At 56.1% G+C, this 13,641-nt stretch carries 13 protein-coding genes; 10 read left to right on the forward strand and 3 right to left on the reverse strand.

The features are described from left to right. Positions 1-24: 24 nt before the first annotated feature. The 5 genes from nrdE (at position 25) to QP802_RS08745 (ending at position 5,524) form a co-directional block, all read left to right on the forward strand. Positions 25-2,220 (forward strand): class 1b ribonucleoside-diphosphate reductase subunit alpha, encoded by a 2,196-nt coding sequence (gene nrdE / locus QP802_RS08725; RefSeq protein WP_070362917.1) that lies wholly within the window; start codon positions 25-27, stop codon positions 2,218-2,220. Positions 2,221-2,271: 51 nt separating this feature from the next. After that, the gene (gene nrdF, locus QP802_RS08730; protein WP_034666259.1) at positions 2,272-3,297 is read left to right on the forward strand and encodes a class 1b ribonucleoside-diphosphate reductase subunit beta; all 1,026 of its coding nucleotides are present in this window, start codon (positions 2,272-2,274) and stop codon (positions 3,295-3,297) included. After that, positions 3,278-3,550 (forward strand): hypothetical protein, encoded by a 273-nt coding sequence (locus QP802_RS08735; protein ID WP_133065267.1) that lies wholly within the window; start codon positions 3,278-3,280, stop codon positions 3,548-3,550. Before nrdF ends, QP802_RS08735 begins: the two co-directional genes overlap by 20 nt. Before the next feature lie 40 nt (positions 3,551-3,590). Beyond that, positions 3,591-4,172 carry an NADPH-dependent FMN reductase gene (locus QP802_RS08740; protein ID WP_022862715.1) on the forward strand — a complete coding sequence of 194 codons (582 nt, stop codon included), beginning with the start codon at positions 3,591-3,593 and terminating at the stop codon, positions 4,170-4,172. An 872-nt stretch (positions 4,173-5,044) separates the two neighbouring features. Next, positions 5,045-5,524 carry a hypothetical protein gene (locus QP802_RS08745; RefSeq protein WP_071572895.1) on the forward strand — a complete coding sequence of 160 codons (480 nt, stop codon included), beginning with the start codon at positions 5,045-5,047 and terminating at the stop codon, positions 5,522-5,524. Positions 5,525-5,687: 163 nt separating this feature from the next. Here the strand turns inward: QP802_RS08745 and QP802_RS08750 are convergent, their stop codons facing one another. Beyond that, positions 5,688-6,431: a hypothetical protein gene (locus tag QP802_RS08750; RefSeq protein WP_145945261.1), complete on the reverse strand. Its 744-nt coding sequence runs from the start codon at positions 6,429-6,431 to the stop codon at positions 5,688-5,690. Positions 6,432-6,728: 297 nt separating this feature from the next. On the opposite strand from QP802_RS08750, the gene QP802_RS08755 reads away from it, so the two are divergent. After that, positions 6,729-9,320 carry an excinuclease ABC subunit UvrA gene (locus QP802_RS08755; RefSeq protein ID WP_284804256.1) on the forward strand — a complete coding sequence of 864 codons (2,592 nt, stop codon included), beginning with the start codon at positions 6,729-6,731 and terminating at the stop codon, positions 9,318-9,320. A 150-nt stretch (positions 9,321-9,470) separates the two neighbouring features. Here QP802_RS08755 and QP802_RS08760 read toward each other — a convergent pair whose 3' ends face one another. Next, positions 9,471-9,725 (reverse strand): type II toxin-antitoxin system prevent-host-death family antitoxin, encoded by a 255-nt coding sequence (locus QP802_RS08760; protein ID WP_070363564.1) that lies wholly within the window; start codon positions 9,723-9,725, stop codon positions 9,471-9,473. A 259-nt stretch (positions 9,726-9,984) separates the two neighbouring features. Between QP802_RS08760 and QP802_RS08765 the strand changes: the two genes are divergently transcribed. Genes QP802_RS08765 through QP802_RS08775 form a run of 3 tightly spaced genes read left to right on the forward strand, consistent with a single transcriptional unit; the run spans position 9,985 to position 11,309 of the window. Then, positions 9,985-10,431, forward strand: coding sequence for a hypothetical protein (locus QP802_RS08765; RefSeq protein WP_071569255.1), 447 nt, complete (start codon positions 9,985-9,987; stop codon positions 10,429-10,431). A 43-nt stretch (positions 10,432-10,474) separates the two neighbouring features. Next, on the forward strand, positions 10,475-10,972 hold the full coding sequence (locus tag QP802_RS08770; protein ID WP_071569254.1) for a hypothetical protein: 498 nt from the start codon (positions 10,475-10,477) through the stop codon (positions 10,970-10,972). A 43-nt stretch (positions 10,973-11,015) separates the two neighbouring features. Next, positions 11,016-11,309, forward strand: a complete 294-nt coding sequence (locus QP802_RS08775) for a hypothetical protein (protein ID WP_071569253.1) — start codon at positions 11,016-11,018, stop codon at positions 11,307-11,309. 164 nt (positions 11,310-11,473) lie between these two features. Here QP802_RS08775 and QP802_RS08780 read toward each other — a convergent pair whose 3' ends face one another. After that, a complete protein-coding gene (locus QP802_RS08780) occupies positions 11,474-12,121 on the reverse strand; it encodes a hypothetical protein (RefSeq protein ID WP_256060159.1) in 648 nt (215 codons plus the stop codon). A gap of 244 nt (positions 12,122-12,365) precedes the next feature. On the opposite strand from QP802_RS08780, the gene QP802_RS08785 reads away from it, so the two are divergent. After that, on the forward strand, positions 12,366-13,613 hold the full coding sequence (locus QP802_RS08785; protein WP_284818386.1) for a type IIL restriction-modification enzyme MmeI: 1,248 nt from the start codon (positions 12,366-12,368) through the stop codon (positions 13,611-13,613). Positions 13,614-13,641 lie beyond the last annotated feature (28 nt).

A 13,641-nucleotide genomic window follows, 5' to 3' on the forward strand; every position in this document is an offset into this window, starting at 1 on the left:
GCAACACACAGATTGGAAACCACAATGCCGCCACTTAAGGCCACCCCCACACAGCCCATTGGCCCTACGCCCCGCACCGCTTCAGCAGACGATGCCGGCGGTGTCGGTAAGCGCAAGAGCTACCATGCACTCAACGCGCAGCTGAACCTATTCGACGATTCGGGAAGAATCCAGTTCGACAAGGACATTGAGGCAACACAAGACTTTTTAGCGCACCATGTCACTCCCCGCATGCATCAGTTTGAATCCACCAAGCAGCGCTTGGAGTGGTTGGTTGATAACGAATACTACGAGCGGGAATTCCTTGAGCTTTATGATGACGATTTTCTGTGCACTATGTACGACAGAGCCCACCGAGCCAAGCATCAGTTCCGCACTTTCCTCGGCGCATTTAAGTTCTTTACTTCATACGCACTGAAAACCTTTGATGGCTCGCGATTTCTGGAAGGCTACGAAGAACGCGTCGCCACCACAGCTTTGTACCTTGCACAGGGCGATGAAGAGCTTGCGGAGAAGCTGGTGGATGACATCATGACCGGACGCTTCCAGCCCGCCACCCCTACTTTTCTCAACGCAGGAAAAGCCCAGCGTGGCGAAATGGTCTCCTGCTTCCTCCTTCGCATCGAAGACAATTTGGAAAGCATTGGCCGCAGCGTGAACTCTGCACTGCAGCTTTCAAAACGCGGCGGTGGTGTGGCCTTGTTACTGAGCAATCTGCGCGAATCCGGAGCCCCAATCAAAAGGATTGAGAACCAAGCTTCCGGCGTAGTCCCAGTTATGAAAATTCTGGAAGATAGCTTCAGCTATGCCAACCAATTGGGCGCTCGACAGGGCGCTGGAGCCGTCTACCTACATGCGCACCATCCAGATATTCTTCGTTTCCTGGATACCAAGCGGGAAAATGCCGATGAGAAAGTCCGCATTAAGACTCTTTCGCTGGGAGTTGTTATTCCAGATATAACCTTCCAGCTGGCCAAAGAGAACAAGGATATGCATCTTTTTAGCCCGTATGACATCGCTCGCGAGTACGGCGTAGCCATGTCTGACATGTCTATCACCGAGTATTACGACGAGCTGGTTTCCAATCCGCGAATTTCTCATACGACTATCAAGGCCCGCGAGTTTTTCACCACGCTGGCTGAGCTTCAGTTTGAATCTGGATACCCCTACATACTCTTTGAGGATACGGTCAACCGCGCTAATCCCCTCAAAGGACATATCAATATGTCCAATCTGTGTAGTGAGATCCTCCAGGTCAACACGCCATCCACCTACGGCGCCTCAGGTAACTACACCACCGTTGGCCAGGACATTTCCTGCAATCTAGGGTCGCTCAACATCGCTAAAGCTTTTGAATCACCGGACTTTGGGGAAACTGTTGAAACCGCGGTGCGCGCTCTCACGAAGGTCTCAGACCTAACAAATATCGAAGCTGTTCCTTCCATCGCTCACGGTAATGCATCCATGCATGCCATCGGGTTGGGCCAAATGAATCTCCACGGTTTCCTGGCTTCCAAGCGTATTCCTTATGGCTGCGCCGAAGCACTGGACTTTACAAATATCTATTTCCTGACCGTGACCTATCATGCGCTCCGTGCATCCCATGCGCTAGCGGTTGAGAAAGGTCAACGATTCACTGGCTTTGAAGAATCCACCTATGCCACTGGCGTCTACTTCGACAAGTACATCGACCAAGACTGGGCGCCGGCCACTGACCACGTAAAACAGCTATTCCATGAGGCTGGCGTGCAGATTCCTCAACGCGAGGATTGGCTACGGCTCAAGAACCAAGTGATGCAAGACGGCATCTACAACGCCTACTTGCAGGCAGTTCCACCCACTGGATCAATTTCCTACATCAATGACTCCACCGCGTCCATACACCCGATTGCCTCCAAGATTGAAATACGCAAGGAAGGCCGCTTGGGGCGCGTGTACTACCCCGCACCGGAAATGACCAACGACAACTTGGAGTATTTCGATGACTCCTACACCGTGGGGTACAAAAAAATCATCGACACCTACGCTATGGCCACCCAACACGTGGACCAAGGGCTTTCCCTGACTTTGTTCTTCACCGCTGACACCACTACGCGGGACATCAACAAGGCACAAATCTATGCCTGGAAAGCCGGAATCAAGACCTTGTACTACATCCGTTTACGCCAACCTGCACTCCAGGGAACCGAGGTCGAAGGCTGCGTTTCCTGTGCTCTGTAGGAACACGGTCCTTCCTTCATTCACAACCATCCATCAAGAAAGAAAGAAGCTATGTCTTCAACATCAAACACTGCTGAGCTAACCAGCATCTCAGTTACGCCGCCAAGTTACCGGCATGACCCTTCAGCCCGCATCCGCGCCATCAATTGGAATCGGGTGAGCGATGAGAAGGATCTTGAAGTGTGGAACCGCCTCACCGCCAACTTTTGGTTGCCAGAAAAGGTTCCACTTTCAAACGATCTCCCGGCGTGGCAGAGGATGACACCGGAGGAACGCAACCTCACCATGCGGGTGTTCACGGGACTCACCACCCTGGACACCGTCCAGGCCACTGTGGGCGAAATCTGTCAGATCCAAGATGCCCGCACCGAGCACGAGGAGGCCGTGTATACCAACATCGCCTTCATGCAATCAGTCCATGCCCGTTCTTACTCTTCAGTGTTTTCTACTTTGAGCAGTACGAAAGAAATTGATGAGGCATACCGCTGGGCGGTGAATAATGACCTTCTCCAGGCACGCGCCAAAAAAGTGCTCACTCATTATTTTGGGCCCGATCCACTCAAGCGCAAAGTGTCATCGACGCTGCTTTCCTCGCTGCTTCTCTACGCGGGTTTCTATCTTCCCCTGCATTTTTCCGTCCACGCCACCCTGACAAATACGGCAGACATGATTCGCCTCATTCTGCGTGACAAGGCAGTGCACGGTTACTACTCAGGCTACAAGTACCAGCGCGGACTGGAAACGTCTGCTCCACAACGGCAACAGGAGATGCATGATTTCACTATTTCCTTGCTCGAAGAGCTTTATGCCCTAGAGCTGGATTATTCCGGCGAGCTATATGAGCCGTTGGGGCTCATGGATGATGTAGCTGTATTCGTTCGCTATAACGCCAATAAGGCGCTCATGAATTTGGGCTACCCGGACTACTTCCCACCTGAAGAAACGGAAGTGAACCCGGAAATCCTCGCTGCCCTAGCACCTGGAGCAGATGAAAACCATGACTTCTTCTCCGGCTCCGGTTCCTCCTATGTCATTGGCACCGCTGAAGAAACGAGTGATGATGACTGGGATTTCTAAACCGTTTCCACGACCAGACCAAGGAAGCTGGCTTGAGACCATCGCGCTGTTTGAAGCCATCCGCGAAGGAAACCAACCAGCAGCCATGCGGCTTTTGGATACGTCCGCCGCACGGGAGGCCGTCCTCGGGGGACTGTTAGGACTCATCGAACTGTACTTCCGCCATGAAGAAGACAAAGTGGATAACTTTCTTACTGCCGCCCACGCCGCCGGGCCACCGCCTGCCTTTGGCTGCAAGCCTTTTCTCCCTTGATCGCACGTACCTACGCCCAACTAAGAAGAAAGGACTTCCTATGACCACCCCACGCATTAGTGTTATCGTCGGCAGCCTGCGCCGCGGCTCATTTGCGCGCAAGATTGCACACGAAGTGCTCACAATGATCCCTGAAAACTACCAGGCAGACATCGTTGAAATCCGTGACTTGCCGCTCTATGACTTCGACTACGATGACCCCTCGGTCACGGACAAGCCCATTCCAGCTGAGTACACCACTTTCCGCGACACCATCAAGAACTCGAGCGGCGTCCTCTTTGTTACCCCGGAAAATAACCGTACTATCCCTGCCTGTCTCAAGAATGCAGTGGACATCGGTTCCAAGCCCAACTCGGATGTGGCTTGGAAGAACCTTCCCGCAGGTATCATCAGTCACTCTGTAGGCCGCATGGGCGGCTACAGTTCACAGAAGAACCTCCGGCTCGCCCTGTCCTACTTCGATATGCCGCTTCCTGGTCAGCCCGAGGTATTCCTTGGCCAATCCCCCACCCTCTTCGAAGACTCCGGCCATCTCAATGAAGGCACCGCAGGCTTTGTCAAAGACTACGTTATACGCTTCCTGCAGTTGGTCGACATGACATTAACAGCCAAGCACAGCTAGCGACGGCGACTAACCCTAGCCACCGCCCTCTACGAAGTACTTGAAGGCTTCTAAAGGGCCTTCTCAAAGACACAAACCCCGGATTCACACTCATCCTTGAGTTACCTGAATCTGAACCCAGGACGCTTCAAAAAACACCGCTCTAATTCTTCGATTTTCGCTGAATTAGAGCGGTTTTAGCGCTGTCGCTGGACACTGACCCTGGCGACATCCTGTTAGGGGCTTAAGGGACATTTTGTGTGTTTTTACGGTGTGTCGCGATAAGGGACATTTTGTGTGTGTTTAGCTGCGTCCAGCCCACCCTTTTCTCACGCCTAAGCTGGGGTTCCACTGATGATCAATGCCGGTATCGAATTCTTTCGGCCCGTCGACCTCTTCCCGTCGACCTACTCCGGTTTACCAACGCAGGTCAGCGCAAAATCGGCAAAATAGCCCCAAAATCATCCAAATCACCGCTGACCTGGGTTGGTCGATGCAATGAGGTCGACCGGAACCCCCGATACCTCTATGCGACCAGAATTGTGCACGTCAAGGGCTTTGCTCGTCCCCCTGGCTATATGCGACCGCCCAACGCACAGGCGGCTGGTTCTAGTTCCTTAGAGTCCTTGATCTCGCTGGGGTTCCTGTGCTGCCCGCAGACTCCATACCACACACCAGACGTCATTCGGTGTTGATTTCTCAAAACGGGCAAATGGAACTGTTTTGAAAACCATATCTGGTTGTTGGCCGAGGCCATCCCGGGAAACCAGATAGACATATACACACAAAATGTCGCTTACGCCCACACTCGATCTTCGAGCAATAGCGTTGGGAACCGAGACGCGGTCTCCAGCGTCTAAATATAGACAAGCATTCGCAGATGGAGTATTGCCATGATGAAAACAACCACGATTAATGAACACATTGTGTCAATGAGCAGGGCTTTTAACGGTGTGTCGCCACGGGCATGGAGCCTGATTAAGCACCGAACCAAAGAATTGCTCGTATCACATATCGCCGAGTGCGCGGCAACATGGGGAGGAGATGACAGCAAGGCGGATGCAAGCGGGTGGCAGGTCTTTGGCATTGACCAAGCAGTGCGGCTTTTGGGGCCGGAAACCCTTGGAGCGCAGTTTCAGCGATTGAACGCGTTGACAGAAGACCTTTCTAGGTACTTGTTGGCCAAGTATTACCAGGTTCCTGCGGGTGTCGACGACGAAGTGACGGATGAACAGATTGATGCTGTCAACGCTCTCCTGGGCACGGGCGATGTTAGGAGCGTTGTAGGCGAAGTCGTTGAGGAGGCGGTTCGTCGTATCCATCTTATTGAGGCAAAACACGCGTTCGAGCAATTTGAAGCAGGGCAGTCATGAGCGCACACGATATTGAGCGCACCGTGTATTCCGTGCTGCGCGGGACGTATTGCCTCAATGTTGGCTTCGACGCGCGCTCGCGGCGAGGACGCAACCCGTTCCAAGCTTGACCGGTCAAACCGAACCGGTGTGCCAGAACGAGTTGCGGTATCGACAACCCCGCTTAACTGTCCCAGTCCACCGCCCAGGGATCCTCTTCTTCCTGCTGCTCCATCAGCGCGTTGATCGGCTCCGTCAGATGTTGGTCGATTACCGTCCAGGCGGCTTCGTTCTGATCCTGCAGGAAGATTCGTTTCATCTCGTCGCTGCTGTCCGGAAGGCTCTGGATGTCCTCCGCCCATCCCGCTAATCGCTGCGCTCTCCGAGTCTGCGACAACAGATCGACCTGTTGGTTCAGCTGCCGCCAAAGTTCCTCGACAGCCTGCGGGCTGTGGTCTTTGCCCAACGTTTTCAGTGCTTCCTCCACGGTAGTCTTCATCACTGCGTCGTTCGTTTCTGCTGGTGCGATCCCTGGATTGTGCCAGCGCATCATTCCTACCAGCCTCGTTGCGTTCCCTCCCGTCGCTTCCAAGGCTTTAATCACGAGCTGTCCTACTTGGTACTGCAAAAACTGGAACATTATTCGGTACAGGGATTGATCCTTGTCCTGTTGAATGCCCGGTGTCGAGCGCAGTACGTCGATCGCTTTGCGCTCCAATTCTGTGTGCTCCTGGTTGAGTTGGGACACCATCTTGTACGCGGTCGGCTCGTTCGCGTTCTCCGGATCGGTTATCTTCAGGTACTCCACGAGCAGAAAGATCGAGTCGCTGTCGCGATCGACCATCGGAACGTCCCAATCCGATCCTCCCAGGATGTCTGGTACTGGTCGCTTCGGGTAACCGTGAAATTGAATCTGTGGTGTGGTCATCGTTACTCCCTTCTACTTTTTGGGTAATGCTATGCAGGCATGCCGACATGGCGGCATGGAGTTATGCTGACGGGACGGCATATTGGCATTCTGTGTTTGAGTCAGCGCTGGTCAGAGGGGTATCTCAGCGTGTTTTCTATCGCAAAGATTTGCGACTTTTCTTTATATGGCCAGTGATTGCTTCGGCGGAGGTTTTCCGAAGAGGCTGTTATACCTGGAAGATCGTCCCGGGCCGCGTCCAAAGCGATCAGCTACCTCGCCAGATAGGGGAGCAGCCCACACGGTAGGGTGGCCACCATGATTCACTCCACGTCCGAGTCCCCGGCTGCGCACGTTTCGGCGCGTGCGGGTCACGATCCAATGATTCGGGTGCGTGATGCGCACCTGCACAACCTGAAACACATCGACGTCGACCTGCCTCGGGATACCCTCGTGGCGGTCACCGGTGTGTCGGGGTCGGGCAAGTCCAGTCTGGCCTTCGGCACGATTCATGGGGAGGCACAGCGCCGCTACCTGGAGTCCGTCTCGCCGTTTGCGCGGCGTCTGATCGGTGGCGCGGTCAACCCGCGCGTCGGCTCGGTCGCGGGGCTGCCGCCGACAGTGGCGCTGCAGCAGTCCACCACCCTGGGTGGAGCGCGCTCTTCCGTGGGCACGATCTCGAATATGTCGAATAGTATCCGGCTGCTCTTTTCCCGCTCCGGCAGCTACCCGGACGGCATGCGCGAGCGGCTGGAATACGGCAGGCTCGACTCCGACGCCTTCTCTCCCAACACCACGGCCGGCATGTGCCCCGAGTGCCAGGGCACTGGTACCGTGCACCAGCCGACGGAGGAGTCGATGGTGCCGGATCCCAGCCTGTCCATCTGGGACGGCGCGATCGCCGCATGGCCGGGGGCGTGGTTGGGGAAGAACTTCCGGGACATCCTGGGCACCCTCGGCTACCCGCTGGACGTCCCGTGGCGGGATCTTCCGCAGAAGGACCGCGACTGGATCCTGTTCACGGACGAGCAGCCGGTGGTGACCGTCCACCCGGTGCGAGACGAAAACGCCGTGCATGGGTCGTATAAGGGCAAGTGGCGCTCGGTTGCTACCTACCTGACTGACACGTTGGCGGAGACGGAGTCGGATAAGAACCGTCGTCGGGTGCTGTCCTTCATGCACTCATCGACGTGCCCGACGTGCCAGGGCCGCGGTTTCCAGCCGGATACCCTGCAAGTCACCTACGCTGGCTACGCCATCGACGAGTTCAACGCGTTGGCGTTGAAGGACGTATTGGTTGTGCTGGAAGACCACCTGGAGCGCTTGGGCGGCATCACGGAGCAGGAGTGGAACGAGCACGACGAGGCCGAAGAGCTGCTGTTGGATCAGGTGCTGCCCACGGTGCGCGCGGCGATTGAGCTGGGGCTGGGGCACTTAAGCCTCTCCCGTCCGGCACGGAGCTTGTCTGCCGGCGAGCACCAGCGCCTGCGGTTGGCATCCCAGTTGAACTCGAGCTTATTCGGCACGACCTATGTGTTGGATGAGCCCTCGGCGGGCTTGCACGTCGTGGAGCGCGAGGCGGTCTCCGAGTTGCTCCAGCGCTTCATCGACGCGGGTAATTCGGTGCTTTTGGTGGAGCACGATATGTCCCTGGTGGCGGGATGCGATTGGATTGTGGACATCGGCCCCCGCGCAGGGGAGCGCGGCGGGGAGCTGGTGTTCTCCGGCCCGACTAGCCAGTTCCGGGCCAACGCCGGTGAGCTGAGCTCGCCCACGGCTGCCGCTTTGAACGAGAAATTCCCCGAGCTGACGGACACCCCTGCCGGTACCGGTGAATCCATCGGCCTGCGCGGCGTGCACGCACGCGCCTTCGATGGGGCCGACGTGGACTTCCCGCTGGGAGCACTGACCGCGGTCACGGGCGTATCTGGTTCTGGCAAATCCACCCTGGTCATCGGGGTGCTGGCGGACGTGGTGTCCCGCTCTGCCAAGCAGGTGGTCGGCGCCGAGGAGGCCTCGGACGGGGATGTGGATGCTGAGCTCACGGCAGGTTCAGATCCCTCTGAGGATTTCAGGGTGGACAACGTAGAGGGCGTCGATAAGATCCGCAGGTTGGTGCACATCACTCAGAAGCCGATTGGGCGCACGGTACGCTCCACCGTCGCGACGTACACGGGGCTGTTCGATCACGTCCGCAAGCTCTTCGCCGCGACCCCAGAGGCCAAGCGGCGGGGCATGTCGGTGTCGGACTTTTCCTATAACACGACGAAGGGCCGCTGCCCGGAGTGCGACGGTGCGGGCAGCATCGAGGTCGAGCTGGTGTTCCTGCCCGGCACGTACACCACTTGCCCGGCCTGCCACGGCAAGCGCTACAAGCCGGAGATCCTTGAGGTGCAGTGGAACGGCCGCAGCATCGCGGATATCTTGGCCCTGACCGTGGACGAGGCGCTGGAGGTTTTCGCCGAGGAGTCGAAGATTCTGCGCTCTGTCGAATTCTTGCACGCGCTCGGCCTGGGCTATCTGCGGCTGGGGCAGGGGTCCCCGGAGCTTTCGGGCGGGGAGGCGCAGCGCATCAAGCTGGCCTCCGAGATGCAGCGCGGCTCCAGCCGCAAGCACAGCCTGTACCTCCTTGACGAGCCGACGACCGGCCTGCACCCGGCGGACGTTGATCTGTTGCTCGCCCAGCTGCGTCGCCTTGTCGACGACGGCGCCACGGTGGTCGTCGTCGAGCACGACCTGCGGGTGGTCGCGCAGGCCGATCACATTATCGACGTCGGCCCAGGCGCCGGCGACGAAGGTGGTCAGATCCTGGCCACAGGGACGCCGGCGGCAGTCGCTCAGCAGGGCGTGGACCCGGATTCGCGCTCGGTGACGGCCCAGGTGCTGGCCGCACGGGCTGGGTTGCACTGAGGCCGAGCATCTAGCGTCTGCGATCTCGTATACAACGCGGTGATGCTCGACGCGGATACGCTTCTGGGTCTGCTTGTCGAGTTTGCCTAGTTCCTTCGCAGCAGAAGATTTGAAGGTGATGCGATAAGTGGCGTTTGACATAACCGAGCTTTACGCGAAGCCGAGTTCCTTTTTGAGGTCCTCAAACGAGATTTCCTCGCTCTCTTGCCGAGCAATTTCGGCGGCGCGGATGTCTTCCAGGTCCTCGAGAGCTTCGACAGCGCGGGCAAAGAATGTAGGAGAGACGACAACTGCGCGAGCGCGGCTGCCCCGGCTGGTGATAACGACAGGTGTGCGCTGCGCTTCCTCTAATAGCTGGCTCTGCGAATTGCGGAACTCGCTGGATGCCACTGATTTTATTTCCATATCGTAAATGTACATCTTGTACATATCAGTGGGCAAGGGGATTTCACTGGGCGTTCCGATTCTTGCTTGGGGCCAAAAGGTGCTGTAGCTCGATTGATCTGCAGGGGTTTGCTCGTGTCGAGGTGCTTAAGGAGTGCGATGCAGTTCGACCACCGTGCTGGGCGCATGCTGGGTGGCGCGTATTCGATAAGGCACGTGTTAGCATCTGGTGACGCGCGGGCGTATACGCTGCAGAAGTTCCCACTTTGGATTTACGGAAATGGCAACAGCCGCAGAGCATCAATTCGATTTAAAGGCCGCTGCAAACTATTTGGCGGACATCCTCAATAGGGATGCGTTGAGCGAAAGCGATTCTAGGGTTGAGGGTGCCGTGGATTTGCCGAAGTTTCATGGGGCTGCCGCTTGGATTGATACGTTTTTATATCTCATTTTGGAAGTGGAAACGTCGACTGGGACCACCTTCGTGGGGTTTGAAACCCTCTTTCAGCCCGAGGGAACGTTTCAACAAGATTCGGTCGAGTATGAGAATGTCCATGATTTGTGGGCGTACGAAATTGCTGGCGATTCGTTTCTTCAAACACTCAGTTTTGAGGATCCGGATCGCATCACTTGGATGAGAGCTGATACGAAGCATTTCGTTCCTGCTACCTGGAGCGATTTGCTGGATTTTGCTTATGGGTCGAATCGAATATGGGTGCGGGATTAAAGTGGCACCAGCACCGGCATGAAACCTAGGAGGATGCAGCCTCATGAGCACCGACGTACACTCCAGCTATTTCCTCGCTGATTCTTACGCGCCGCGCCTGAAGAAGATTGACAAAGAGTCGCGCGCCCTGCTTGTCGAATACCAGACTCTGCAGCCTCCTCTGGTCTTGGCAGATATGGATGTCACCAATCTCCGGGGAGTCGCTTTCCCGCGGAGCTCAGTGGAGCGGATTCGCGATTCGGACCTCGGCGAAGAGGAGCGTCAGAAAGCAATTGCTTACCTGTTGGGGTGCTGGTATATCGACCAGGTTGATGGTGTTTGGGATTTCGTTCCCATGCCTGTGGACAAGCCAGCCCTCTACTTTTCGTTTGGCCTCGGGGTCCGGACGAAGAACAGCTCGATGCTCATCGTCGCCGAGTCCGCACGAGAGATTGTGGAAGGCGGGGATCTCGCTTTTACGGAAGCTCTTTATACGTCCAATGTGAAAGTCGAACGACGACTTGCGGAAGAAAGGTCTCGTTCAGAGGAAGCTAGGACCTAGAGCCTCGCACCAATTACCCCAAAAGAAGAATTAGGAGAGAAACATGGTCTTTGCGATTTTAGGTTCAGGTGCATTAACCGCGCTATTCGTGTGCTTTTGCATCTTGGTAGTTGGATTCCTAGTCCACTTATTCACTGAGCGAAACGTGCTTTCTGCATACCGCTTCTTAGTTGCGATGATTTTACCAGTACCCGTTTTTCTGATGTACAACATATTTCGCAGTGGGATGGGCGATGGCTGGTTTAGCATTGTGGTCAGCGGGTATTTAACTACCGCAGTCATCATCAGTTTCCTTGGGCGCCTCATTGAGCGCTACAACAGCGAAGAGCGGGAATAGGAGCGACCACGAGGAAAGAGGACGTTTACTCGGCGCCTCCCGCAAGGAATTTAAAAAAGGTCCTTTGCCCGATACCGAGTCGGCTGGCCACTCCCGCTTTGGGCACACCACCGGCTGCCCAGCTTGGCGGCCGATGGGGTCGTTCACGAGTACATTGGCGTAGCTCAAGCACTAGCGACGCCGCGACCCTCGGCCTCGCCTAGAAACTTTCGCTGGGCTGCCAGATACTCGCTGAGATTCACGACGGTATCGTCAGTTGAGTCGTGGGGTGTGGCAGGCAAGTTGGTGCTCAGCCCGTTCTGTGAGTTCCAGGTTTGAACCGATTGCATAAGGCTTATCGCTAGATTGTTGGGCTGAGCATGCCACTCCTTATTCGAATCGTTGTATTCTTCCCACGCCTCCTCAAGTTCTGAGACCGTGTCGGAGGTCACCGCTCCTGCAGCGGCGGCGTCAAACCAGGCGGTGGCCGCTGCTGCAAATCGGTCCTCTATATTTACGCGTTCTTGAATCTTGGCCTTCTTGCTTCTGACAGATAGCGTGGCCATCGTTCCACCTGCAACGAGAGCCGTAAGACCAATCGCGCCAGCAACTATTGGGTATTTCCGGGTCAGTTCAATTCCACGTCCAGCTACGAGTCGCACAGTGTTTACTGCTTTCTCGGCGGTGTTAGGCTCAATCGTCACTTCTGCCAAATGTTTAACGATCTGGCCGGCACTGTTGCGGACTACACTACCGTTGCGAATGAGTTCACCTGTTTTCAATCCTTGTGCAATCGCCTCAGGGATCACGATGGCTGTTTGCTGTAGCGGCATGGTTCTCCTCTTTTTATAGGGAAAATGATGCTTCAAATTATGACCTGACGTGGACCCAAAAGCTAGAGCCATGGTCATGAAATCGGCTTTGACAGACCAGTTGGAATGCCAATTGCTAAAGGGCATTTGAAACGCCGGCGTTGAAGCGCGTTGAGCCCCAAAGCAGAAGTTCGCTTGGGCTGAGGCCCTACGCTTATCGACGATCGCCCGCTCGCATGTCGAGCGCCTCCGTTAAGCTACCTGTATGAGTTCTGTGACAACTGCTCCGCGCCTTGACCGCGCCACCATGCGCCGTAACCTCGACGGCTTCAAACACCGTTGGAACGAACGCCTCGACGGGTGGCGCTCACTCGACGAAGGCGCACTGGAGCGCAAATACGCACAATCGTACTGGGCAGAACTCCTCGCATGCTTCGGCATCACAGCCTCACGCATGGACCTGTTTGAGCAAGACGCGAAGCGCGCCTCAAGCGGACAACGCGGCTACATCGACCTCTTCTGGCCGGGCGTAGTCATCGGCGAAGCCAAGAAGCCAGGCGTCGACCTGCAAGTAGCAATCGACCAAGCCCGCGACTACCTGCTTGGCGGCACCGTCAACGACGCCGAACAACCCCGCTACATCATCGCCACCGACTTCTACCGCATCCGACTCATGCGCCTCGGTGACCCAGAAACCAGGTTCAACATCGAGTTCCCGCTCGAAGAAATCACCGATCACGTCGACGAACTCAAATTCCTCGCAGGCTACGAAGACAAACTCACCCACGTTGAGCAAACCGAAGCCTCGATCGCAGCATCAAAAATCATGGCGAACCTCTTTACCGCCATGGTCGGCGACGACGTCGACGAAGAAGTAGGCGACGCAGCCCCCACCTACATGCACGACGAAGAACTCGCGGTACAAGAAACCTCCATGTTTCTCACGCGCCTACTCTTCCTCCTGTTCGGCGATGATGCAGGGCTGTGGGAGCAGGACCTGTTTTATCGTTTCATTCTTGAGCACACCAACAGCGAGAACGTCGGCACGCAGCTTGCCGGTTTGTTCGAGGTGCTCAATACACCGGAGGAGCGTCGCCGACGTGTTCCCGATTCGATGGCCGCGTTCCCGTACGTGAACGGCACGCTGTTTGAGACCATCATGCCCACCCAGTTCTTCACCCCGGAGATGCGCGACGCGATCTTGGTTGCTTGCCGTTTCCAGTGGACCAACATCTCTCCGGCAATCTTCGGCTCCCTCTTCCAACTTGTGAAATCGAAGGAGGCACGTCGCGGCGACGGCGAGCACTACACCTCCGAGAAAAACATTCTCAAAACCCTCGGCCCGCTGTTTCTCGACGAGCTTCGCGAAGAAGCTGACCGCCTCATCAACTCGAAGTCAACCAGTGTGAAAAAGCTCCAGGAGTTCCGCGACAGCCTCGCCACACACGTATGCATGGAAGCTTTCAACCCGACTTGGATACAAAATAACGGCACAGTCGCGCTGGCGGCGTGAGTGCTTCAAATGAGGCCTCGGTGGTTAA

Source organism: Corynebacterium sp. UMB10119B, from assembly GCF_030228125.1.
GTDB lineage: Bacteria > Actinomycetota > Actinomycetes > Mycobacteriales > Mycobacteriaceae > Corynebacterium > Corynebacterium pseudogenitalium.